Annotated in this window: 24 protein-coding genes; 17 read left to right on the top strand and 7 right to left on the bottom strand. The window is 46.6% G+C overall.

Annotation, left to right across the window (positions count from 1 at the left end):
- Window positions 1-321: 321 nt before the first annotated feature.
- Together mraY and QUA36_RS14285 are read right to left on the bottom strand one after the other, a co-directional pair.
- A complete protein-coding gene (gene mraY / locus QUA36_RS14290) occupies window positions 322-1,437 on the bottom strand; it encodes a phospho-N-acetylmuramoyl-pentapeptide-transferase (RefSeq protein ID WP_333458150.1) in 1,116 nt (371 codons plus the stop codon).
- 129 nt (window positions 1,438-1,566) lie between these two features.
- A complete protein-coding gene (locus QUA36_RS14285; protein ID WP_006631296.1) occupies window positions 1,567-1,806 on the bottom strand; it encodes a DUF3134 domain-containing protein in 240 nt (79 codons plus the stop codon).
- Window positions 1,807-2,218: 412 nt separating this feature from the next.
- Between QUA36_RS14285 and QUA36_RS14280 the strand changes: the two genes are divergently transcribed.
- Window positions 2,219-3,895 carry a glycosyltransferase family 4 protein gene (locus QUA36_RS14280; RefSeq protein WP_333458148.1) on the top strand — a complete coding sequence of 559 codons (1,677 nt, stop codon included), beginning with the start codon at window positions 2,219-2,221 and terminating at the stop codon, window positions 3,893-3,895.
- Between the two features lie 140 nt (window positions 3,896-4,035).
- On the top strand, window positions 4,036-4,620 hold the full coding sequence (locus QUA36_RS14275) for a PAP/fibrillin family protein (RefSeq protein WP_333248249.1): 585 nt from the start codon (window positions 4,036-4,038) through the stop codon (window positions 4,618-4,620).
- Between the two features lie 144 nt (window positions 4,621-4,764).
- On the opposite strand, the gene QUA36_RS14270 is transcribed toward QUA36_RS14275, so the two are convergent.
- Window positions 4,765-5,004: a helix-turn-helix transcriptional regulator gene (locus tag QUA36_RS14270; protein ID WP_333228438.1), complete on the bottom strand. Its 240-nt coding sequence runs from the start codon at window positions 5,002-5,004 to the stop codon at window positions 4,765-4,767.
- A 164-nt stretch (window positions 5,005-5,168) separates the two neighbouring features.
- Here QUA36_RS14270 and QUA36_RS14265 point away from each other — a divergent pair, with 164 nt between their 5' ends.
- The 6 genes from QUA36_RS14265 to QUA36_RS14240 all read left to right on the top strand — a co-directional run bounded on the left by QUA36_RS14265 (window position 5,169) and on the right by QUA36_RS14240 (window position 7,841).
- Complete coding sequence (locus QUA36_RS14265; RefSeq protein WP_333458147.1) at window positions 5,169-5,429, top strand: hypothetical protein; 261 nt, start codon at window positions 5,169-5,171, stop codon at window positions 5,427-5,429.
- Between the two features lie 230 nt (window positions 5,430-5,659).
- Complete coding sequence (locus QUA36_RS14260) at window positions 5,660-6,328, top strand: Uma2 family endonuclease (RefSeq protein WP_333204657.1); 669 nt, start codon at window positions 5,660-5,662, stop codon at window positions 6,326-6,328.
- Between the two features lie 185 nt (window positions 6,329-6,513).
- Window positions 6,514-6,768, top strand: coding sequence for a type II toxin-antitoxin system ParD family antitoxin (locus QUA36_RS14255; RefSeq protein WP_333158800.1), 255 nt, complete (start codon window positions 6,514-6,516; stop codon window positions 6,766-6,768).
- Window positions 6,765-7,070, top strand: a complete 306-nt coding sequence (locus QUA36_RS14250) for a type II toxin-antitoxin system RelE/ParE family toxin (protein WP_333158798.1) — start codon at window positions 6,765-6,767, stop codon at window positions 7,068-7,070. The genes QUA36_RS14255 and QUA36_RS14250 overlap by 4 nt, the downstream gene beginning before the upstream one ends.
- A gap of 136 nt (window positions 7,071-7,206) precedes the next feature.
- Window positions 7,207-7,500, top strand: a complete 294-nt coding sequence (locus tag QUA36_RS14245; protein ID WP_333027232.1) for a DUF433 domain-containing protein — start codon at window positions 7,207-7,209, stop codon at window positions 7,498-7,500.
- On the top strand, window positions 7,497-7,841 hold the full coding sequence (locus QUA36_RS14240; protein WP_333158795.1) for a DUF5615 family PIN-like protein: 345 nt from the start codon (window positions 7,497-7,499) through the stop codon (window positions 7,839-7,841). The genes QUA36_RS14245 and QUA36_RS14240 overlap by 4 nt, the downstream gene beginning before the upstream one ends.
- Before the next feature lie 5 nt (window positions 7,842-7,846).
- Here the strand turns inward: QUA36_RS14240 and QUA36_RS14235 are convergent, their stop codons facing one another.
- The gene (locus tag QUA36_RS14235; RefSeq protein ID WP_333458144.1) at window positions 7,847-7,996 is read right to left on the bottom strand and encodes a hypothetical protein; all 150 of its coding nucleotides are present in this window, start codon (window positions 7,994-7,996) and stop codon (window positions 7,847-7,849) included.
- Window positions 7,997-8,002: 6 nt separating this feature from the next.
- On the opposite strand from QUA36_RS14235, the gene QUA36_RS14230 reads away from it, so the two are divergent.
- From QUA36_RS14230 to QUA36_RS14210, 5 genes are all read left to right on the top strand, one after another.
- Window positions 8,003-8,818 (top strand): PD-(D/E)XK nuclease family protein, encoded by an 816-nt coding sequence (locus QUA36_RS14230; protein ID WP_333458142.1) that lies wholly within the window; start codon window positions 8,003-8,005, stop codon window positions 8,816-8,818.
- A 119-nt stretch (window positions 8,819-8,937) separates the two neighbouring features.
- Complete coding sequence (locus QUA36_RS14225; protein WP_333458140.1) at window positions 8,938-11,493, top strand: DHH family phosphoesterase; 2,556 nt, start codon at window positions 8,938-8,940, stop codon at window positions 11,491-11,493.
- Window positions 11,494-11,901: 408 nt separating this feature from the next.
- Window positions 11,902-14,184 carry a serine/threonine phosphatase gene (locus tag QUA36_RS14220; RefSeq protein WP_333458138.1) on the top strand — a complete coding sequence of 761 codons (2,283 nt, stop codon included), beginning with the start codon at window positions 11,902-11,904 and terminating at the stop codon, window positions 14,182-14,184.
- Window positions 14,185-14,571: 387 nt separating this feature from the next.
- Window positions 14,572-14,778 (top strand): hypothetical protein, encoded by a 207-nt coding sequence (locus tag QUA36_RS14215; RefSeq protein WP_333450946.1) that lies wholly within the window; start codon window positions 14,572-14,574, stop codon window positions 14,776-14,778.
- Between the two features lie 217 nt (window positions 14,779-14,995).
- Window positions 14,996-16,237, top strand: coding sequence for a protein kinase domain-containing protein (locus tag QUA36_RS14210; protein WP_333450947.1), 1,242 nt, complete (start codon window positions 14,996-14,998; stop codon window positions 16,235-16,237).
- A 152-nt stretch (window positions 16,238-16,389) separates the two neighbouring features.
- Here the strand turns inward: QUA36_RS14210 and QUA36_RS14205 are convergent, their stop codons facing one another.
- Window positions 16,390-16,608 (bottom strand): DUF4327 family protein, encoded by a 219-nt coding sequence (locus QUA36_RS14205; protein WP_193973492.1) that lies wholly within the window; start codon window positions 16,606-16,608, stop codon window positions 16,390-16,392.
- A gap of 638 nt (window positions 16,609-17,246) precedes the next feature.
- On the opposite strand from QUA36_RS14205, the gene QUA36_RS14200 reads away from it, so the two are divergent.
- Complete coding sequence (locus tag QUA36_RS14200; RefSeq protein WP_333158785.1) at window positions 17,247-18,227, top strand: aspartate carbamoyltransferase catalytic subunit; 981 nt, start codon at window positions 17,247-17,249, stop codon at window positions 18,225-18,227.
- A 137-nt stretch (window positions 18,228-18,364) separates the two neighbouring features.
- Here QUA36_RS14200 and QUA36_RS14195 read toward each other — a convergent pair whose 3' ends face one another.
- Window positions 18,365-18,748, bottom strand: a complete 384-nt coding sequence (locus QUA36_RS14195; protein ID WP_333458136.1) for an SH3 domain-containing protein — start codon at window positions 18,746-18,748, stop codon at window positions 18,365-18,367.
- Window positions 18,749-19,187: 439 nt separating this feature from the next.
- The gene (locus QUA36_RS14190) at window positions 19,188-19,415 is read right to left on the bottom strand and encodes a hypothetical protein (protein ID WP_333458134.1); all 228 of its coding nucleotides are present in this window, start codon (window positions 19,413-19,415) and stop codon (window positions 19,188-19,190) included.
- Here QUA36_RS14190 and QUA36_RS14185 point away from each other — a divergent pair.
- From QUA36_RS14185 to QUA36_RS14175, 3 genes are all read left to right on the top strand, one after another.
- Window positions 19,384-19,875: a molybdenum cofactor biosynthesis protein MoaE gene (locus QUA36_RS14185; RefSeq protein ID WP_333228440.1), complete on the top strand. Its 492-nt coding sequence runs from the start codon at window positions 19,384-19,386 to the stop codon at window positions 19,873-19,875. The genes QUA36_RS14190 and QUA36_RS14185 overlap by 32 nt on opposite strands.
- 107 nt (window positions 19,876-19,982) lie before the next feature.
- Complete coding sequence (locus QUA36_RS14180; protein WP_041622468.1) at window positions 19,983-20,642, top strand: sigma-70 family RNA polymerase sigma factor; 660 nt, start codon at window positions 19,983-19,985, stop codon at window positions 20,640-20,642.
- Between the two features lie 140 nt (window positions 20,643-20,782).
- Window positions 20,783-21,370, top strand: coding sequence for a transcriptional regulator (locus QUA36_RS14175; RefSeq protein WP_333458132.1), 588 nt, complete (start codon window positions 20,783-20,785; stop codon window positions 21,368-21,370).
- Window positions 21,371-21,675 lie beyond the last annotated feature (305 nt).

The following is a 21,675-nucleotide window of genomic DNA, read 5'->3' as shown; positions in this document are numbered from 1 at the left end:
CTCTATGCAGCTTTTTGAGTCAATTAGGAGTAAAGTCATTATTACTAACAAGTTTTATGGCAACTTAACTTATCGAATAATGTCTACTTCTGTGCCTTTCTCCACAAACTGATACAACTCCTCAACATCCTTATTTTCAAGCGAGTGGAACAGGCCGGAAAGCCAGTTTTTTGAGTTAGTTTTTGAGCCTGAAACGGGCAAGATGCCCGTTCCACAACTGCATTGAGTTCCTGTAGAACGGGCATCTTATTTGTTTTTGAACATTGCACAAAATATCTCTTGCATCCCCTGCACAATCCGTTACCGTTACCAAATCCGCTGTTAACTGTTGCTAGTAAACATCAAAATCATTAACACTAACGCCCCGTTAGTTAAATAAAAGATCCCAACAACCTGAGTTTCCAACCAGCCGCACAACTCTAAATGATGGTGCAGTGGAGCCATTCTTAACAGACGCTTGCCGATTCCATCAGGCCCTTTTGTAGCTTTGTAATAACCTACTTGAGCAATTACTGACAGCGTTTCAATAAAGAAAATCCCGCTGATAATTAATAATATCCAAAGGCTATTTGTTAATAAAGCTACTGCACCCAACGCACCGCCCAAAGCTAAAGCACCTGTATCGCCCATAAACACCTTGGCTGGATTGCGGTTGTGTGCTAAGAAACCGAAACAACTGCCGCTGATGCAAGCGCAAAATATCATTAATTCTGGCGAAGTTGACGCTACAGATGCGCCCAATCCCAAAAGTGCGATCGCCCCCAAACCGCCCATCAACCCGTCAACACCATCGGTAAGATTAGTAGCATTGCTTTCGGCAACTAGCACAAAACAAGCCAGCGGCCAGAACAGCAAACCTAATGGCAATACCCAACCGAAAGGCAAAGCAACATTCGTATAAATTGCAGGTTGATGAAACATCAGCCACAGACAAAATAGAGCAGCAAAACTTATTTGCAAAGCCAATTTCATCCGAGGTGAAATACCTTTGTTCGACTTGCGTCGCAGAATTTGCCAGTCATCAATCCAGCCAATGAAACCGTAAGCTAGAGTTAAAGCCGATACGGCAACAACATCTGAGTTAAACTTAGACCAAAGTAAAGCGACTGCTACCCCTGCGGGTATAAAAAAGATGCCTCCCATTGTCGGCGTTCCCGCTTTTTTCAAATGGGCTTGGGGGCCGTCTTCGCGAATAATTTGTCCTGCTTTTAGTTGCTGGAGTACGGGCACAACTGCATAGCCCAACCCCGACGCAACTAAAGCACAAACAACTAGCGGCATAAATAGCGATGTAGGTAAATTCAAAAATCTACCCGCTACTACATCTAAACCGATCGCTACAGTGCCGAGCCCCAAACCCAGCAGCAGGAATAAATTCTTGCCTGTAAGTTTGAAAGGCAGACTAAAAGGGATTTTCTCATCCAAAAAGTTATCCATAACACTCCTCACCACACACTATTTGAGAATAAGCAATTGACAATGGGGAATAGGGTGCGATACAGGAGATTGAGAAATCTCTGAGTTTTTCTTCCCTGTTTCCGGTTGATTTCTTCACCCTTCTACCCGTTATTCTTCGCCTACACTCACATCCTCTTCTACTTCCTCTTCTAAATCATCGTAAGGACTGTCGTCAACTGCCATCAGTTCAGAAATTTCTTCTTCGTGCAGATAGTCGGGTTCTTGGACATCCCTTGCTAACAGGCGATTGTTAGATTCCAACCAGTCTAAAAGAGAAGATTGCTGTTTTAATGGAATTACATCCGCAGGTAAGTGGCGAGGAATTTGACGCAGAGATGGGTTGTACATGATTATCGGTTTTTAAAGACAAAGACGCGATCGAGTAGAGGTAACGTTTTGCCGACGAACTGCTCCTTTGATCAAGCACTTGCAAATCGGGCATTTAGCAAGGCTAAAGCATTATACCACAGGCACTGTTTGGTTCCGGATCGGATAAGATGGGAGACCCAAAAGGCGATCGCCCCCAAGCATGGGCATGAGGATAGCACTAAAATCCGCTCTTGCCAATCCTTCTTTAGCCGTAAGCATTGTACTCTAAGACGATCGTCTTTAAGATATCGCGGGACACGAGGCGATCCTATTCTGCAAGCTTCTTTAACGGCAAGGGTTTGATTCACAACAGTCTCCTGGTTTTTCATCAAAGCCTGAGCCCGAATGCCCTCTGGCTTCTTCAGTCAACTCTCAAGCAATAAATCTCAGAATGGATATAACAGCAGCGGTTTTATATAACAAAGAGGGCTACCACACCGGAGGCAAAAAACTTCTGGGGCGTCATTCAGCCGGAGAAGGGTTTCTCAAAAGCTTAGTCCAACACGGAACCGCTGACTCTCTCTACTGTTGCGCCGATAGCGAAACAACCTTTAAGGAGTTTTGTTCGCACATCCAACCTTGGCTGCAAAAACCTCGGAAAGTTCGCTGGATTCCGATGGAACGACCGGATTTGCTATCTCAACCGGGCACACTTTACCGACCAGATCCGGTTCTGTCGCAGATGGTGTGGGCGCGCAGATTTGTCGATCAGCGGGCCTACAGCGTTTGCGGCGTTACTCACACGATCGGTACACAATACATCATGGAGGCGATCGGCGATTTAATCACCGCACCCATGCAGCCTTGGGACGCCCTGATCTGCACCTCTGCCGCCGTGAAAACAGCAGTAGAAGGAGTTATGAGGGAATGGTCTGAATATTTAGCCCAGCGCAACGGCGGTAAACCGGAGATTTTGGTCAAATTCCCCGTTATTCCCCTAGGAGTGGATTGCAGCGCGTTTCCGCAGGGTGTGGAAGCACTTAATAGTCGCCGCCAACTGCGACAAGAACTCGGCATTTCTCCCGAAGATATTGTTGTGTTATTTGTCGGTCGATTGACTTTTTCTGCAAAAGCTCATCCAGTACCCATGTACATCGCCCTAGAACGGGCCGCACAACAGACAAAAGCCAAAATCCACTTAATTCAAGCCGGTTGGATCGAAGATCCGAGAGAAGAACCCGACTTTAAAAATAGTGCACAAATATTTTGTCCCTCGGTGAATGCTATTTTTTTAGATGGGAGACAGCCGGAAATTAGAATAAATATTTGGTCGGCCGCCGACATTTTCATTTCGCTGTCCGACAACATTCAAGAATCCTTCGGACTGACACCAATTGAAGCTATGGCGAACGGACTCCCGGCCATAGTCTCTGATTGGAACGGATACAAAGAATCTATACGCCACGAAATAGACGGATTCCGCATTCCCACACTCATACCGCCCCCGGAATCTTGTTTAGATTTAGCCCTAAATTATCTTGACGGCAGCTTAAATTGGCCGACTTACATGGGTCACACTTCCCTCGCCACAGCAGTAGACATTGATGCTTGCACCCTGGCATTGTGCCAATTAATTGAAAACCCCGAATTGAGAAAGCGGATGGGGGAAAATGCCAGACAAAGGGCGAGGGAAATTTATGATTGGAAAGTAGTAATTGCTGCTTACGAACAATTGTGGCGGGAATTAGCAGAAATTCGCCTCGCGGCACCGGAGTCAGCACCTTTAAAAGCCGGGAAGCCGCCTTATCCCCTAGGCGACGATCCGTTTCGGGTATTGGGTAATTATGCGACTAGAAGTTTAAGCAATGAGATGATGCTGAGTCTGGGTGCGATCGCCACACCAGAACTTTTAAAGCAGGTACAGACAATTAGGTTTACCAGTTTTGGTGAAGATAGGAGAATATCTGTTAACATTCAGATGGAGATATTGGATACAATTAAGCAGGAAGGTGCGATCAGCGTGGGGGAAGTTATCCGACGCTACGTTAAAAACGAGCAAGAATTAGCATACCTATATCGGACGATGCTCTATCTGGTGAAATTTGGTATCTTAGTTATTAGTCATTAATCAATGTAGGGTGCACACTGGACACAGACAAACCCAATAATAAGCGCGCTAAAAACGACTTGTCGCGTAATTTATAAATAATATTGAACGCGAACTCAAGAATATTTTTTCCTTCTTCATCCCTCTTCCTAAAAAAATCTATGCTGAGAAAATCTGCACTCTTAGAGATAATTGCTGGTAAGAATCGTGGTTTGCTGGCGACTCCCAGCGACAAACAAGCGATTTTAAGTGCGATCGCCCAATTGGAAGATTACAACCCCACAACACGCCCTGTCGAAGCTGCAGAGCTTTTAAATGGAGATTGGCGGTTATTGTACACCACCAGCCGCGAACTGCTGAATCTTGACAGTTTTCCCTTGGTCAAATTGGGTCAAATTTATCAATCTATCCGCGTCAAAGAATCTAAAATTTACAATATTGGCGAACTTTACGGATTGCCTTATTTGGAAGGAATTGTCAGTGTAGCAGCGAGATTTGAGCCAACTTCGGAACGGCGAGTGCAGGTGAAGTTTGAGCGGTCTATAGTAGGTTTAAGCAGGTTGATTGGCTATGAATATCCGGGGAAGTTTATCGATGAGATTGAGTCGGGGAAAAAGTTCGCTGCTGTAGATTTCGGGCTGGATACTCGCGAACAGCAGGGATGGCTGGATATTACTTATTTGGATAAGGATTTGCGGATTGGACGGGGAAATAAAGACAGTGTTTTTGTCTTGACAAAAGAGTGATTTTGTGAGGTGTGATTAAGTGCGATCGCCCCTTAACTCATTCTCAATTTATCTTTCCTTCATCCGCGTTTATCCCCGTTCATCTGCGGTTACAAATCAAAAATATATCCCTTTTGCAAACAGTTCAAGACTTCATAAATATTGTTACTCCGTCAGTTTTGTCTGTTCTTTCTTTTCCGTCGGCATTGACTTTCTGACAGCTAGCATCAACTCCGCCTCGCTACATCGATACAAATCTCGCATTCGGAATACTTGCCAAACTTCCATCTTTGGCAAGGTTCGGCTTTTTTCCCAGTTGCGAATTGAAGACTCCGCGCATTCTAGTTCCCGTGCTACGTCTAAGATTGTCAGCCCTGCACGTTCTCTCAAGGCTCTCAAATCCATAGCTGAATAAACCTTTCAATATAAGAAGTGTTAATATTTAGCGCCAAGTATTGACACATGAGGTGAGTTTGGTGTTTAATCATAGTAGTAGAGGCGTTAGTCGATTTCCGGCAAGAGACTTACTAACGCCCTTTCCTGTAGTCCATAGAGGATACTAAACCATCATGCCACAAAACGGTTATCAACAGGGATTCGCTGCGAATCCTGGGGCGATCGCGTACCAAAAACGCCTTTACCCTTGGGCGATCGCCAAACTCATGCCCAGTATGCAGCGGGCGATTGTGGGGCGATTTCGCAGTCGATCGGATGCTGACGGGCACTTACTGTGTCTGCGTCAACTGATGCCTCAAGCAACGCTTGTCGTAGTCTTTGACTTGCAACCAGACTTAGAAGTACCAATGGCGGCGCCCACAGCAATTCGATAAGCACAAGGATGGCGATCGCCATTTGTAGGGGCGGTGCCCCCGTGCCCGCCCCTTCGTCTGACTGCAAGTCGATCTTTCTTGTATTTTCCTTCTTCCTTTTTAAGAATGACTCAGACTCGATAATTCATCCGTGTATCCGTCTCCTCATCCGTGTAGTGCCTTCCTTCTTTCTTCTGCTATAAATAGCGACTTAAGTTAGGATAAAAATATCCTAAATTTGCTTTTAAATCATGACTTCTACAACTGCAAAATTCATCGTGTCTCAAGTGGGCGAAATTCCCCAATGGCAAGCCGCGACGTGGGAAGATTATGTAGCAGCCTGCGAAGATCCATCTTTGGAGGAAGCCAGAATATTTTTTTATGAAGGATATCTTTGGATAGACATGGGTAATGAAGGGCCTCAGCACGCCAGATTTAACAACCTCTTGACGCTGGTATTTTACGCCTGGTTTGTCAGCAAAGGAGGACAAGCTTTCGATGATTTGGGCGGATGTGTAATTGAGAAGCCAAAGGTGGGAGGAGGTGCGCCCGATCGCATTTTATATGTCGGCGGAGAATTCATCCAGTGGCAAAAAGGGGAACCGCGCCGACTTAATCTAAATAAATCGCGAATTCCCGATTTAGTGATAGAAACTTCCGATACGACTTTGGCCAGTGATTTAGATGAAAAAAAGCGGTTGTATGCTGCTTTGGGAATTCCTGAGTATTGGGTAGTAGATATTAAGGGCGAGAGAGTTTTGGCATTTCGCTTGCAGGAAAACGGGAAATATCAGGAATGCGAGATTTCCGGTGCGCTTGAGGGATTGCCAATTGCTTTGCTGTCGGATACTTTGAAACTTTTGGGTGAGGGAAATGGGACGGCGGCGATGTGGTTTGCTCAACAAATTGGGAAGTTGTAGAGAGGTTGGCGAAAAGTACGTTAGCGAAGCCCTCGAAGAGGATCGCACGCGATTCACAATAATTTTTTCAAGCTCGACTCTAGGGCTGCCACAATCTCTGAGAATGTTGATATTTGTGCTAAGCTAATCTACAAAAGATGTCACGATCGTGCAGTAACCTTTCTGTGATTTAAAGGAGCAAGTCAATGAATATTGTCTTAAAGCCGGAATACGAAGAGTTTATTCAAGCGCAAGTTCAAAGCGGAAAATATGGCAGCGCTGAAGAACTAATTGGAGAAGCGATCGCACTTTTAAGAGAACGAAAACAACGCATCGAAGAACTCCGCCAGAAAATAGCAGTGGGAACTGCACAAATTGCTAAGGGACAAGTGACAGATGGAGAACTCGTGTTTGCCAAAATTCAAGAAAAGATCGATCGAAGAGAACAGTCAGGGGCATGAACAGTTATACATTTTCAGATGAAGCCGTCCGAGACTTGAATGAGATTTGTGAGTACATTGCTGGCAATAGTTCCAGGGCAGCCAGCGAGCTTTTTGATGCAATTCGTCAAAAATGTAAACTTGTCGCCGAATTTCCCAATATGGGCAAACGCTATGAGAGGTTATCCCCCAACTTGCGCGGATTTATTGTTAGGGATTATTTAATTTTTTATTACCCGAGATCGGACGGGATTGATATTGCTCGCGTTCTGCGGGGTGATCGAGACTTGGAATTATTGTTTTTAGAGTTAGGGGAAGATTAATTAGCGTTGGATCGATCTGAACGGGCGATCGCACTTGTAAAAAAGGGCGATCGCGCTTAATGCTTCTCAATTTTTGGCACACTTTTAGCTTAAATAATAACATATAATAAAAATATATCTGCCCTGTTAATCTGCCATGAATGTACAATCTGTTTCGCGTTATGTCGCACGTCACCCTGAAATTTTGCAAAGCGAACCAATTATCGCAGGAACCAGGACTTCCGTTCGGGCGATCGTGGAATTGTGGCGTTTGGGTATTACTCCTGAAGAAATCCCCATGCACTTACCTCACCTGAAATTAGCTCAAATTTTTGACGCGCTGAGCTTTTATTTGGATAACCAAGAAGAAATAAATACTTATATTGAGCGCAATCGAATTCCTGAAGAATTGATTCATCCTGCTGTTAAATCTGCAATGAGAAAGCCGTGAAACTGTTTGCAACTATTTATACAGATGAAGATGTTTCAAGGCTTGTAGCTACTTTACTGCTGGCTAGAGGGTTCGATGTGACGACAACCAGCGAACAGGGAATGCTGAGTAAATCCGATAGCCAACAATTAGCTTACGCAGCATCTATGGAGCGATGTTTGCTCACCCATAATCGCGTAGACTTTGAGCGACTGCATCTAGATTATATGACAGAAGGAAAACAACATTCTGGGATTATTGTGATCCCTCAAAAGAACCCCTATGAGATTGCTCAACGGGTTGCCATTTTATTGAATACGCTAACGGCTGATGAAATCGCTAATCAGCTTTTATATGTATAAAGCGATCACACTTGGAAAAAAGGGCGATCGCACTCTTGCCCAAAAACGCGATCAAAATTATCGGCGTCCATCTGCATCATCAGCCTCAATCTGCGGTCAAAAGAAAGACCAGTCGCCTCCCTTACAATCATAAAAAATATAAAATATAAAATCATAAAAAAATGCTCCGACTCTCCCAAACCCAACTCAAAATCCTCGAAGAATGCCCCCGCAAATTCCAACACAGCTACCTAGAACTACTCGCCACCACCGCCTCCCCAGAACACAAAGAAAAACTCACATGGGGAAGCCACTTTCACCTATTAATGCAGCAGCGAGAACTCGGACTTCCCATTGAATTTATCATTCAACAAGACCCGGAACTGGGACGCTGTGTAGCAGCATTTATCAACACCGCACCCGAACTTTTCGCCGATTCAGAAAATAGCGATAGAATTTTCCGCCAAGCCGAACATCCCCGCACCCTAATTTTCCAAGACTACCTATTCACCGTTATCTATGACTTACTAATAGCAGAACCAAACGCCGCTCAAATTCTCGACTGGAAAACCTATCCGCGCCCTCAAAAATCAAAATGGATAGCCGAAAGTTGGCAAACTCGCCTCTATTTATACGTCTTAGTAGAAACCAGCGATTATTCCCCCGAACAAGTTTCGATGACATACTGGTTTGTACAATTGCAAGGAGAAGAACCGCCGCAAAAACTCACATTTGATTACAACCAAACAGAACACGATCGCACAAAACAAGATTTAACCCACCTATTGCAGCAGCTAACCGACTGGCGACAGCGCTATACCGAAGGCGGCGAATTCTTACCCCAAGTAGAAATTAGTTCTAATCTTTGCAATTCCTGTCAATTTGCCACTCGCTGCAACCGCACAACAGACAACACAGTTTCCTCATCCAATCTTTCCGCAGAAACTCCCACAGATTGGCTACCCAATCTTGCTATTATTGAGGAAATGTCTATTTAATTCAAATCTTTTACTATGCCAACTATTAGTCGCCCGGTGGGGGCGGGTTTATAGATATTGTGGATGTGAATGAAAGATTGTTGGTGAACCCGCCCCTACAGGAATTAATGAAATAACTTATGACTGAACTACTTCAAATTTTGCCAAGTCAACTCCTATCCCAACCCCCAGATTGGCTGATCCAAGCTGTCAGGAACCATGCACCAGAACTACCCGGAAACTATGCCGCCACACTTCTGTGGTATAGAGGAATTCAAAACCCCGAACAAATACCCGGTTTTTTAAATCCCCAACTTTACCAACCAGCAAGTCCCTTTGAATTCGGACTAGAAATGAACTGGGCGATAGAAAGAATCCAGCAAGCACGAAAAAGCGCCGAAAAAGTCGCAATTTGGGGAGATTTCGACGCCGACGGCATTACCTCAACCTCGGTACTTTGGGACGGACTGGGAGAATTTTTTGATCAAAACGACCAACTAATTTATTATATTCCCAACCGATTAACCGAATCTCACGGACTCAATATCACAGGAATAGATGCCTTAGCAAAAGCGGGAATTCGCTTAATTATTACCTGCGATACAGGCAGTACAAACATCGCAGAAATCGAATATGCGACTAGCTTAAACATCGATACAATTATTACCGACCATCATACATTACCAGACGATCGCCCGCCAGCTACAGCCATTATCAATCCCCGCTACTTTCCCCCAAACCACCAACTATTTAACCTGTCAGGAGTTGGAGTAGCTTACAAATTAGTTGAAGCATTATATCACACATTACCCGATATTCCGCAGCGCCCGCTCACAGATTTATTAGAATTAGTAGCGATCGGCTTAATTGCCGATTTAGTCCAACTTACAGGAGACAGCCGCTACCTAGCACAAATCGGCATCCAACAACTGCAAAAACAAATCGCAAATCCCACCCGCCCAGGAGTTGCAAAATTGCTCGAACTGTGCAAAAGATCGGGCGATCGCCCAACCGACATTTCCTTCGGGCTCGGCCCCCGAATCAACGCCGTCAGCCGCATTCAAGGCGACGCTAGCTTCTGCGTAGAACTCCTCACCAGCCGCGACAAAAAACGCTGCGATGAATTAGCAAATTTAACCGAAATTGCCAACTCCCGGCGCAAATCTTTACAAAAAGATGTTGCCAAAGATGCCGCCGCCAAATTAGCCAAACTTGACCTCTCAACCACCAGCGTCATCGTCCTCAGCGACCCGCAATGGCCGGTAGGAGTATTAGGATTAGTAGCGGGACAAATCGCCCAAGAATACGGCCGTCCCGTGGTTTTATTCTGCACAGAAGGAAGCGAACAAATTAACGAAAATTCCCCGGAAACGCAATTTACATCCTTATTAGATTTAGAATCACCAACACTTTCCCCATCCAAAATTGCTAGGGGTTCCGCCCGTTCCGCCAATCAAATCGACCTTTACCAATTAGTCAAAGACCAAGCGCATTTATTGCACAGATTTGGCGGTCATCCCTTCGCTGCTGGATTAAGTCTCCCCGTTGAAAATATCCCCCTATTTACCGATGCGGTAAATCAGCAACTGCGACAACAATACAGCACCGATAGTTTAACAGCCGCCCCCGTTCAAGCCGACCTAAAAATTACTGTCTCCGAATTAGGCAAGGACTTATTTCAAGAACTAAAATTGCTCGAACCTTGCGGTATGGGCAATCCCGCACCCAAATTGCTGATTGAAAACTGCTGGTTTGAAAATCTCTGGAATCAAAAAATCAAGGATTTGAAAGGGCAAAAAGTAGAATATATCAAAACAGAATTTATAATTAGAGACGAATCTAGCGATACGGGATTTCCAGGTATTTGGTGGGGACACAATCAAAACGAAGTTCCCCAAGGCCGCTGCGATGTCACCGTTGAACTAGATTTTAATACTTACAAATCGCGGTATGAAGTGCGCCTCGTAGCACTACGGGAACGCACGGAAGAAAACCAAATAAATTCGCAGAATAAAATAGATTGGATTGTAGACTGGCGCAATAGAAATAATGATGAAGAGTTGTTAGCAGCCAGCACAAACTTAGAATCTCCAATACCGATCGACAATCTAGTTTACAATTCCGAAATGGTCGATCGCGAAAACTCGATCGTCCTCAAAGAATGCCCCGCAAGCTGGGACGAACTGCGGATCTGGTTTCGCCAAGCACAGCACACTCAGAAAAAACTCGCGATCGCCTACACATTACCCCCACTCGTACCCCCACAGCAAATCTGCCAACAGCTAATCGGCATAGCCAAATATCTCAGCCGCACCAAAAAACCCGTCACCAGACAGCAACTCCGCCAAAAACTCGGCATCAGCGACACATCCCTGCAACTGGGGTTCAAAACCCTAACATATCTCGGTTTCAAAATCAATTATCGCGATCGAGCTTTCCACATCACCAGACAACCCGAAACCGCACAGCAGGAAGACGCGCCAGATCAAATCCCCCAACCGTTATTAGATAGTCAATCCATCCAATCCTCCGTGCCAAATTCCCCCATCGCCGCCCGTTTTGCAGCGCAATTCCTAGCAGCAGTCTCCGAAGAACAATTCCGGCGGAAATATTTCTGTGAAGTACCCCTTTCCACCATTGTGTCGATCGCCCGAGAAACCGTTTTCCAAGAAGATTCTACAGCAAATCCCTTCTAACTGATATCTGCCAACATTTTCAGTAACAGGCAAGATGCCTGTTCCACTTATAAGTTGACTTTTTTGGTGGGTGAACAGGCGAAACCCCTGGTGGGGCGGGCTTCTAAGCTGTACAGAATTTAAATTGTATATGTCAATTCCCTATTCCCCATTAGCAAGAATCCTCTGGGCCTCTTCCTCTCTCCCTCTCCCCCTCTCTCCCTGGCAGGGCCTATTCCTGACACGGATGCAACATCTCAGTTCTAAGAAATATCTTAGTTCTGAATTCATCCCGATAAAATAAGGCATAGGGCAATGGGAGTTATCCGTTGCGACTCAGGCCCAAAACTCATAACTCCTAACTCAGAGCCCAAAACCCAAAACTCCCTACCGCCAAACTCGATCGCCCATCTCCCATTTAAAACCCCTATGCTTCTCTGTCCCCGCTGCCAATTTGAAAATCCCAATCCAAACAAGTTTTGTCAACAGTGCGGAAATTCCCTAATTTACAAACCTTGCCACGAATGCGGTGCCCAAGTCGCTTTTAGCGCCAAAGAATGTCAGAATTGCGGCGTCACAACAGGTCAAGTGTGGCGGGCCATTATCTGCGGTCGATCGAATTTTCCAGCAGTCGAGGCAGACGAGTCAACCCTACCCCCAGCCGAGTTTCCACAAACTACATCGCCCCAGAACTCTGCTGAACCAATCACAGACAGCATTCAAACCGAAATCACCACCCCAGCCGAATCCCCAACAGCAGTCGAACCAACTTCTCCACAGCCAAGCGATGGCGAATTCAGCAGCCCAGAAATGGACCCTGTGGTAGCCGTGGGGGCGATCGCACCAGCATCCTTTCAAACAACAGAAAAAAGCTCGAATACAGCACCAGAGAGCGAAATAGCCCCATCAGAGCAGACTTTTACAACCGCACCACAGCCTCAACAAATCCAGGAAGCAACAGAGAACCCCGACAGCCCAAACATAGCTGACATCTCCCCCCAATCTCCACAATTCCCCGTCGCCAATTCAGAATATTTAATCCCTTCCCAGCCAGCCGGAGCTTATTTAGACACTCAACAGCGCTACCAACTCCTAGAAACCGTGCCGCCGAGAAAACGCTCAGACACAGTAGCAGTAACAGTATTGGACTGTCAGCCGCTAGAAATGTCACCCCTCAAAGCCATGCTAGCAGCCAACTCTGCCAGCGTCGCCAGACGAACATCCCCCTATAGCGCAGCAATCAAACGCGGAGAAAATTCAACCAATCCCGCCTTAGCAGAGCTTTGCCAAGGCATAGCCGAACCTTATCTGGCACTCCGGTGGCAATTCTCTCAAAACCTGCCAGTCATTCACGATAGCTGGTCAGACAACGAACAGGCAGTCCTGCTGCTAGAAGACTGCTCCCAATGGCAACTGCTGGTAGAACGGTGGAATCAACCCGAAACTTCCACCCAGCAAATTTTATACTGGCTGCACGAAATGACAGAACTCTGGGCTGCCCTAGAACCCTGGCGCTGTCGGCAAAGCTTGTTGGAACTGACAAATTTGCGAGTCAACCCCGACTCTTCCTTTTCCTTGGCTTCTTTGCGGCTGCAATACCTCTATCCCGAACCCGCCGGCTCAAACCTGCAACTGGTAGATTTGGGGCAATTGTGGCAGGTGATATTTAGCCAGTCAGATCATCGCACTGAGTTTGGCGCATTGCTCGAACTGCTGCAACAAATGTACAGAGGCGAGATTAACACAATCGAAGAATTGCGATCGCGCCTAGAAACAGTTCCCCTCGAACTCCAACCCGCACCTTCACCAAGCTCAACCCCGACGCGCAGGCATTACCACAGCCCCGACGAGTCGGCCCCCGACGTTGGCGAGGTCTTAACCCAGCCCATGCCACTCCAGATTTACAGCTTAGAAGACGCAGGTCTTACCGATGTGGGCCGCACGCGCGACCACAACGAAGACTTTTTTAGCATCTGGACTCAGCTCAACAAACTCGAAAGCTCCTTCGGTCGCATCTTTCAAACCAAAGGGCTTTACATTCTCTGCGACGGCATGGGCGGACACGACAGCGGAGAAGTAGCCAGCCAACTAGCGGCTGAAACCCTTAGAGAATTCTTGCAAAGCAGTTGGGAAAATCAACTACCTCCGGCAGACACCATCCGCGAAGGAGTGCTGCTAGCCAACAAAGCCATCTTTGAAATCAATCAAAAGGACGGACGCTCCGGCAGCGCCCGTATGGGTACAACTCTAGTCGCAGTCTTAGTTCAAGACACCCAATTCGCCGTAGCCCACGTCGGCGACAGCCGCCTCTACCGACTGAGAAAGGGACAAACCCTAGAAAAAATCACCTCAGACCACGAAGTAGGCCAGCGCGAAATTAAGCGCGGAGTTGACCCGGAAACTGCTTATGCCCGTCCCGACGCCTATCAACTAACTCAAGCCATCGGCCCGCGAGACAGTAATTTTCTCAAGCCTGACGTGCAGTTTTTAGACTTGTGCGAAGATACTTTGTTGATTTTAGCTTCCGACGGCCTGACAGATAATGATTTTTTGGAAACTCACTGGCAAAACACTCTCGAACCCCTGTTCAACCCCCAGGCTAATCTCGACCAGGGAGTTGCCCAGTTGATTGAACTCGGCAACAAACGCAACGGTCACGACAATATCACGGCAATTATCATTCGGGCGCAGGTAGGCGCATTTCGATTTTAGAATTTGGATGCTGCCAGCTTTTTCAAAGGTGGTGCTTTCCCCCGTGACCCCCTGGGTTAAACCTGCTATTTTTGCAGAGAAAAAAAACAGCTTCTGCCGTTTCCGGGCAAGGCTTTACTGCTCGCTCTGTTATTAGGTATCCGATGTTAAAACAGCTTCAGTTTGATTGCTCAAAAACTGATTACAGACCCATAAGATTGCAGAAAAGCTTTGGAGTACCAACTATTTATCCGTAGCTTTAATTTTGAGACTCAGTTCAGGGAATCTACCGGAAAAAGTTGCTTGATAGTAAGTGGATTCATCATAGTTGAAAGAGCTTTTACTTACAAAAATAGTTAGTCTAATGAAAAAAATCCACTAAAATGAAGTGAGTCGGCAGGCTGGCTAATGCGAAATCCGTTTGATACTCGATCGCTATCGTGGCAATGTGGGCATAGGTGGGAAGTGTCCGCCCTAGACATATATGTGGGGCTGACATCACAATCTGCTGCTACATCAAATTTACGTAAAAGTTTAGCGATTGTTTACCTAGTGTTTGTAGTTTCAAGTGTTAAATCGATCGACTGTGTTTTAATGAGCGATCGACTCCTCTGAGTTTTGACGAATAATTGTTCCCCAAAAACTATTTATAACTTCATGGTTTATGGAATCTTTAATCACAATCAGGATATTATAAAGTTTTAGTGAAACTAACCTGTGAAGCTCATAATTAATTTTTAATTTCTAATTTTTCAAAGCCCTACGTCCCTAATCTGTAAATTCCCGCCAACTCTCACTGCCACATCAGGGAGTTCAACCACATCAATCGAAAATGCTGCTGACTCTTTTAGATCCAGACAAACAGACCCCCCTGCAACAGTGGAGTTTCGAGAGCGAATCCATTATTCGCATTGGCCGCTCTCCAGACAATCACGTTGTGATCCCCAATGCTTTAGTGTCACGGCAGCATCTGGAATTGCAAAGAGTTAATAGCGGGAGCTCAAGCCAGTGGTACTTAGTCAATTCCGGGACAAATGGCACTTTGGTGAACGGTATTCTCATGTCTCAGGGTTGGATATCCGACGGTGCCCTGATCCAGTTGGCGCGGGGCGGCCCAATTCTGCATTTCCAAGTGATTACTATTGAACTCGGCGGCAAAATTAAGGCTAACCCTACCCTCAATCTCGTGGCACCGAGGTGTACCCACGCGGGAAACCCGGCGGGGAATTTATTCTGCATCCACTGCGGCGAACCGATTAAAGTCGATCGCACGGTGCGTCACTACCAAGTGCTGCGAACTTTGGGCCAAGGCGGTATGGGGACAACGACTTTAGCCTGGGATCGAGATAAAGCAAAAGCTCAACAACCCGGAAGTTCCCCTGCAGCTTCTCTGGTAGTCCTCAAGGAAATGAATGCTGATATGGCTCAAATAGTCAAAGCTCAAGAACTCTTTGAACGTGAAGCTAAAACTCTCAAGGCCCTCCACCATCCGGGAATTCCTCAGTTTTTTGACTTTTTTGTAGAAGGGGGGAAAAAATACTTGGTGATGGAAATGCTCCACGGCGAGGATTTAGAAAAACGCATCTACAACCGCGGGCCTGTTACTCCCCAACAAGCAATAGAGTGGATGATCCAAACCTGTGAGGTTTTGGACTACATTCACTCTCAAAAACCCCCGATCGTCCACCGGGATATTAAACCTGCTAATTTGCTGGTGCGCCACCGCGACAATTGCATTACAGTGCTGGATTTTGGTGCCGTTAAAGAAATCGGCACTCCTCCAGGGACTCGCATCGGCGTTGAAGGCTACACCGCACCAGAACAAGACCGGGGACAGCCTCTCCCTCAGTCGGATTTATATGCTATTGGGCCTACTTTGATTTTTTTGCTGACGGCCCAAAGCCCTCAAAACTTTTACGGGAAAATAGCTGGAGGTTACGGGTTTAAGCTCGAAAATATTCCGACGATCGCCCCCAAGCTGCGGGACACAATTTTGCGAACCACGGCAGCTAAGCCTGGGGATCGCTTTCAAACTGCTCAACAATTAGCTCGAGCTTTAGCAGCTTCGCTTTAACAGAAGTCATTAGTCATTAGTCATTAGTCATTAGCAACAGAGCAAAAGTCCGAGGGAAGAGGGAAGAAGCTAGCAACGGAAAATTTATCAAAGAAAATTTACCCGATCGCCTCGAAATTTCTCTCCGACACCCCAGTCCTCCGTCTTCTCTGTTATTCTTCGTCCCAAGCTTCTACAGCTATCAACTCGCTCACGGGATCTTGCATAGAAAAATCAAACTCTAGCAATTGCTGTTTCCAGTACGGCCATTCGTCGCCGTAAAGCAGAGCAATTTTCCAAATACTGTCTGTCGGCTTGATAATGTCAGACGTGACGAGAGAATGCACCTGACGCTGGAACTTAACCATCGGCTGTATAACCTTCTGGCTCATAATACCTCTTGAATTGTTTAAATTTTGTGAATTACCACTTCCGATCTCACACTTTTTACCGCAGTTTCGCCAAGAACAGTCTCGCCAAGATACGTGTAGATTTTTGTCGGGAAGCTACATATTCAACTTGTATCTTAACACAGTTCGTTTTGACAAGGGCCTATAAGCAGGACTGAAGAGTCAAGACCGACTTCAAAGAATTAATCATCTTTAAAATGTCCCGCTATATGCTGTCGATCGACAGTGGGAGGTTTGTCGCCTCGATTGTTTCCACATAGGGGCAGATGCAAGGGCTGCGTTCGGCTTGTTCTTGACAAGGCTGAGTTTGCGTAGGAGAAACTGTAACTACTGCGCTTTCGTTGCTACAGCGTAATTTCCGCTTTCCTGCGGGTAAACCACACCTGTTTCACCTTCGACCCTGGGTTCGCTGTGAGAGTGGGGTCTGAGCTACATAAACTGATTATAACTCTACTGACCGCAAAAGCGATCAAAAATTGTTAGATACTGTTGATCGCCACCCCTAAATGTCGATCGAACATTCAAAGGCGACAGCAGAGCGGGCGTACAAGCAAGTTCCCAACCCATCGTCCGTCCTGATTGAGTCAATCTAAAATCTAAAATCTAAAATCTAAAATTGTATGACTTGGACAAGGCGACACATTCTCACTCTGGCTGATTTTACCTCGGACGAATACGATACCGTGCTGCAAACAGCAGCCAGTTTTCGGGAGGTACTCGGCCGCCGCACGAAGAAAGTGCCGGCCCTGCAGGGTCAAGTGGTCGCGAATTTGTTTTTTGAACCTTCTACCCGGACTCGCAATAGTTTTGAGTTGGCGGCGAAGCGGTTGTCAGCGGATACGCTGAATTTCACCCCTGGAAGTTCTTCTCTAACGAAGGGGGAGACTATTTTGGATACGGCTAAGACTTATCTGGCGATGGGAACGGATTTGATGGTAATCCGGCACGAACAAGCTGGAGTTCCCAGCACGATTGCTTCGGAAATGGATCGCTTGGGGTCAAGAGTCAGCGTTCTCAATGCTGGAGACGGCCAGCACGAACACCCATCGCAAGGTTTGCTAGACTTATTTACTATTTGTGTTCTGTTAGATAACGAAAATCCGCGGCTGGAACTTTTAGCGGGCAAAAAAATTGCTGTGGTGGGGGATATTTTGCATTCGCGGGTGGCTAGGTCTAATATTTGGAGTTTAACGGCTTCTGGGGCAGAGGTTCATTTGGCCGGGCCGCCGACTTTGCTGCCGCTGTTGTTTGCTGAGTGTGGCGATGGTAGGGAAGGCAAGTTATTTTTGCACTGGCAGCTTGAACCTGCTTTGGCTGATGCTGATTTTGTGATGACTTTGCGGCTACAAAAGGAACGGATGAGCGACCATTTGCTGCCAAGCTTACGAGAGTACCATTCTTTGTACGGGATTACGCGCGATCGGCTCAAACTCTGCAAGCCGGATGTGAAGGTGTTGCACCCTGGCCCAGTTAACCGTGGCGTGGAAATTAGTTCTGATTTGATGGACGATGCCCAGTTTAGCCTGATATCTCAGCAAGTTACCAGCGGCGTAGCGGTGCGGATGGCATTACTTTATTTAATCGGCGGCGGTAAAGTTTAGGCTGTTAGTTGTTAGTCATGAATTTCGGATTTTCCATGATTTTCAGGATCGATCGCAGATTTAAAATAATCGTTACCCAGTACGGCCGGGTAACGATTAAAACTCTTTCTAGAAATGTCAAGTGCTCTAGTTAAGAGTTAGGAAAGCCAGGACGCAGACACCCAGCCGCCACCTTTGACTTGGGCCCAGCCGTTTCTGTAACGACCGGTCAATTTGATGTGGTCTCCATAATATAACTTGCCGATTACATGAGAACAGCCATTGGGACGGTTGCGGATATTCAGTCGGCCGCCATTAGTGACAACTTTGGCGTAGCTGTGATGGCCGTGATGGCTTTTCTTGCCGCAGCGGGAGTAGCAACTTGCGGCCTGCGCTTCACCACCGACACTCAGAACAGACAGGGCTACTGCCATACCTGCAACGCCTACCATTGCCGATTTAGGAATTTTAAATTCCAGTTGAAGTTCGGACTCTGGAGATTCATAAGCAACAAAAGAGTGGCTCAATGCTAGTGCTTCCATAGTTTCCTCGTGATTGTTGTTAACCTTTATTGGTGCAGACTCAGGTTGAAACGTCAATTAACAGCCCAAACTATTAACTTATGTTTCAGAAAAGGCACATCAGGGCGTTACTGTTTTGCTTTGGCCTAGTATCCGCCAATTTGCCTCAACCCTGCACAGGTATATCATCTCATCTAAGTAGCTTTCCGGAACAAAAAAACAAATAAAGTTTACATCTGCTGCTAAAAAGTTGGGTGGCGCCGATAAGTAGGAGGGCAGAATTAAACTTAACTGTGTCCTTGAAAAGGGAACGAAGTTATCGCTTGGGGTTTGAGATTTATTGTACTGAGTTGCGAATGACACTACTTATTTGCGTGCTTATTTATTGAATTGCTACACTAAGATCGGCAGTTAATTCTATCGAACAAGCATCCTGCTTGTCTTCAAGCACGCTCTTAATTTAGTTCGGGTCAGTCATAGTGTAGCCGATCGCACTCGTGCAGAAGTTCGGGGCGATGGCTTCGGGCCCTCGGCCGTGGTACGAGATTGGTCTCAAGATTAGCCACGCCGTTTCCCGGACAAGAATGCAAGACAAATCCATCGCGACTTGATTTGTGTCAAGATCGATCAAGTTCTCCAGCACCACTTCTTCCGCAATGAACTCCTTCGCTGCACTTTCGATCGGCACAATTCCTCAACGCCATGAATCAGACAGCTTCGCCATTACCTTAGCGCCGTTGTCTGTAGAGGAAATATACGCTTTGGCAGATGACCCCGCGAACGGAGCCGTGGTAATGATGAGCGGTACAGTCCGCAACCAAACTGACGGTCAAGCTGTAGTTTCCCTAGAATATCAAGCCTACGAACCGATGGCAGTGCGAGTATTCCAGCAAATTGCTACTGAAATCCGCCGCCAGTGGGCTGATGTCAATCGGGTCGCTATTCACCACCGTGTCGGACACTTGCAGGTGGGCGAAATCAGCGTATTGGTGGCTGTTGGCTGTCCCCACCGGGACTCAGCCTTTGCAGCTTGCCAGTACGCCATAGATACGCTCAAACACAATGTACCGATTTGGAAAAAGGAACATTGGGCTGACGGTTCTAGCAGTTGGGTTAGTATTGGAGCGTGCGAGGTTGTCGGGCATTAATCAAGGGATTTAAGATTTGAGATTTCAGATTTGAGATTGCAGAGGGGAACTTGTTACGATCCCCTAACGTCAAAAAGTGTGGAATGTTCGATGAGCCAATTCCACCGATGAGCGACTTTATTTCCGTGTCCTGGTCTGCGGTTGTGGCGACCGTTCAAAGAGTGCAATTGCCAGCCGAAAAACTCTCTAATTATGACTTGGTGTTGCGGTGTCAGGAAGGAAATCGACCTGAGACCACGGCCTTTTCAGAACTGTTGAAGCGGTATCAGTCCCACGTAGACAGGGTTCTCTATCACTTGGCCCCTGACTGGCAAGACCGAGCAGACTTGGCTCAGGAAGTCTGGATTCGGGTCTACCGCAATATTAACCGCTTGCAAGAGCCTGTTAAATTTCGGGGCTGGCTCAGCCGCATCGCCACTAATTTGTTTTACGATGAGTTGCGGAAGCGCAAACGGGTGCGAACTCCGCTGTCGCTCGACGTACCCCGTACTTTGGAAGATGGCGAGGTTGATTGGGAAATTCCGGCCGACAGTCCGGGGCCTGATGAAGATTTGACGACCAGAGAATTTTACGACCAGTTGCGGGTGGCGATCGCAGATTTGCCGGAAGTATTCCGCACAACAATTGTGTTGAGAGAAATAGAAGGTTTAGCCTATGAGGAAATAGCCGAAATGACCGGAGTTTCTCTGGGAACTGTCAAGTCGAGAATTGCTAGAGCTCGCCAAAGATTGCAGTTGGAATTGCAAAAATATCTCGATGGTAATTAGCAAGAGTAATTTCAGAGGCGGGTTAAGAAGATTTGGTGATGTTTGCTGTGACATCAAAACTTCTCTTTTAAAATATAAATAAGCAGTAAATCCTTCTAATAGCGAGTGCGTGATTCCCCAATTAGAGCAAGTCTGAAATTATGAATGGTAACTTTGAATCGGATAAAAATCAGAATCAGCAAGGTGTTGGGGATTCACTCGCTGAAACTCAAGTTAACAACAATTATGCCCAGGGCAATGTAACTACTATGATGCGCGATCGCTTTGAATTGCTAAGTGCTTACCTCGACGGCGAAGTGACGGCGACAGAACGTCGGCAAGTTGAGGACTGGCTGACAAATGACCCCACTACGAAGCGTTTGTACTCGCGACTGCTGATGATGCAGCAGAGTTTTCAGGCAATGCCGGTGCCTGCTGCCGAACAATCTGCACAGGAGTTGGCGACGAAGGTTTTGCAACGGGTGGAACGCAAGCCGAAACAAACTTGGATTGTGGGTGGAGGTGCGATCGCAGCTTTGTTGGTTGCGGTGGTGTCCGGTGTCGGTGGCGGCCGCCAATTGTTTGCTCCTCAGTTTGCTGGATCGCCCGTTCCTGCTGAATCTGACGGTTTAATTATGGCTTTGAACGAGCCTCTGGTGGAGATGGTTAATCCCAACGATTTGATGCTTGGGGTGAATGCACCGATCATGGATATTCCCAAAGTTGGTGTAGCAACCCCTCAAAAGTAATTGCCAAAGCCGCAGTAGGATTTCTGTACGGAAGTAGCAAAGCTCCCTAAAAAAGGGGGCTTTTTGCTGTTTTTCCCAGTTTTTCAAGGTGGATATATCCTTTGACGCTTTCCCGGCTTTGAATGACGAACTGTGGGGCGATCGCATCTTAATATCCTAGTATGTAGCGAGTGGAATTAGAGCGGGCGATCGCACTTGTCATCGATTTTTTGCAGATGTGCGATCGGCCTGGGGGGGTGACAAAGAGGTCTACGAGATAGACTGTATAAGGGTTGCAGCCCGCATACCTTGTTGATAAAAGCGGC

The organism is Microcoleus sp. Pol10D4 (assembly GCF_036701555.1).
GTDB lineage: Bacteria > Cyanobacteriota > Cyanobacteriia > Cyanobacteriales > Microcoleaceae > Microcoleus.
The sequence above is the reverse complement of the archived record's forward strand: the minus strand, read 5'-3'. Positions and strand labels throughout refer to the sequence as shown.

What these genes read in the sequence shown, in the direction of transcription:
- QUA36_RS14250 (WP_333158798.1), top strand. Translation starts at nt 6,765, where the DNA reads ATGAACAGTTATACATTTTCAGATGAAGCCGTCCGAGACTTGAATGAG.
- QUA36_RS14215 (WP_333450946.1), top strand. Translation starts at nt 14,572, where the DNA reads ATGCGAAATCCGTTTGATACTCGATCGCTATCGTGGCAATGTGGGCAT.
- QUA36_RS14270 (WP_333228438.1), bottom strand. Translation starts at nt 5,004, where the DNA reads ATGGATTTGAGAGCCTTGAGAGAACGTGCAGGGCTGACAATCTTAGAC.
- QUA36_RS14200 (WP_333158785.1), top strand. Translation starts at nt 17,247, where the DNA reads ATGACTTGGACAAGGCGACACATTCTCACTCTGGCTGATTTTACCTCG.
- QUA36_RS14230 (WP_333458142.1), top strand. Translation starts at nt 8,003, where the DNA reads ATGCTCCGACTCTCCCAAACCCAACTCAAAATCCTCGAAGAATGCCCC.
- mraY (WP_333458150.1), bottom strand. Translation starts at nt 1,437, where the DNA reads ATGGATAACTTTTTGGATGAGAAAATCCCTTTTAGTCTGCCTTTCAAA.
- QUA36_RS14260 (WP_333204657.1), top strand. Translation starts at nt 5,660, where the DNA reads ATGACTTCTACAACTGCAAAATTCATCGTGTCTCAAGTGGGCGAAATT.
- QUA36_RS14280 (WP_333458148.1), top strand. Translation starts at nt 2,219, where the DNA reads ATGGATATAACAGCAGCGGTTTTATATAACAAAGAGGGCTACCACACC.
- QUA36_RS14245 (WP_333027232.1), top strand. Translation starts at nt 7,207, where the DNA reads ATGAATGTACAATCTGTTTCGCGTTATGTCGCACGTCACCCTGAAATT.
- QUA36_RS14255 (WP_333158800.1), top strand. Translation starts at nt 6,514, where the DNA reads ATGAATATTGTCTTAAAGCCGGAATACGAAGAGTTTATTCAAGCGCAA.
- QUA36_RS14225 (WP_333458140.1), top strand. Translation starts at nt 8,938, where the DNA reads ATGACTGAACTACTTCAAATTTTGCCAAGTCAACTCCTATCCCAACCC.
- QUA36_RS14275 (WP_333248249.1), top strand. Translation starts at nt 4,036, where the DNA reads ATGCTGAGAAAATCTGCACTCTTAGAGATAATTGCTGGTAAGAATCGT.
- QUA36_RS14220 (WP_333458138.1), top strand. Translation starts at nt 11,902, where the DNA reads ATGCTTCTCTGTCCCCGCTGCCAATTTGAAAATCCCAATCCAAACAAG.
- QUA36_RS14235 (WP_333458144.1), bottom strand. Translation starts at nt 7,996, where the DNA reads ATGATTTTATATTTTATATTTTTTATGATTGTAAGGGAGGCGACTGGT.
- QUA36_RS14175 (WP_333458132.1), top strand. Translation starts at nt 20,783, where the DNA reads ATGAATGGTAACTTTGAATCGGATAAAAATCAGAATCAGCAAGGTGTT.
- QUA36_RS14185 (WP_333228440.1), top strand. Translation starts at nt 19,384, where the DNA reads ATGAACTCCTTCGCTGCACTTTCGATCGGCACAATTCCTCAACGCCAT.
- QUA36_RS14180 (WP_041622468.1), top strand. Translation starts at nt 19,983, where the DNA reads ATGAGCGACTTTATTTCCGTGTCCTGGTCTGCGGTTGTGGCGACCGTT.
- QUA36_RS14265 (WP_333458147.1), top strand. Translation starts at nt 5,169, where the DNA reads ATGCCACAAAACGGTTATCAACAGGGATTCGCTGCGAATCCTGGGGCG.
- QUA36_RS14205 (WP_193973492.1), bottom strand. Translation starts at nt 16,608, where the DNA reads ATGAGCCAGAAGGTTATACAGCCGATGGTTAAGTTCCAGCGTCAGGTG.
- QUA36_RS14285 (WP_006631296.1), bottom strand. Translation starts at nt 1,806, where the DNA reads ATGTACAACCCATCTCTGCGTCAAATTCCTCGCCACTTACCTGCGGAT.
- QUA36_RS14210 (WP_333450947.1), top strand. Translation starts at nt 14,996, where the DNA reads ATGCTGCTGACTCTTTTAGATCCAGACAAACAGACCCCCCTGCAACAG.
- QUA36_RS14195 (WP_333458136.1), bottom strand. Translation starts at nt 18,748, where the DNA reads ATGGAAGCACTAGCATTGAGCCACTCTTTTGTTGCTTATGAATCTCCA.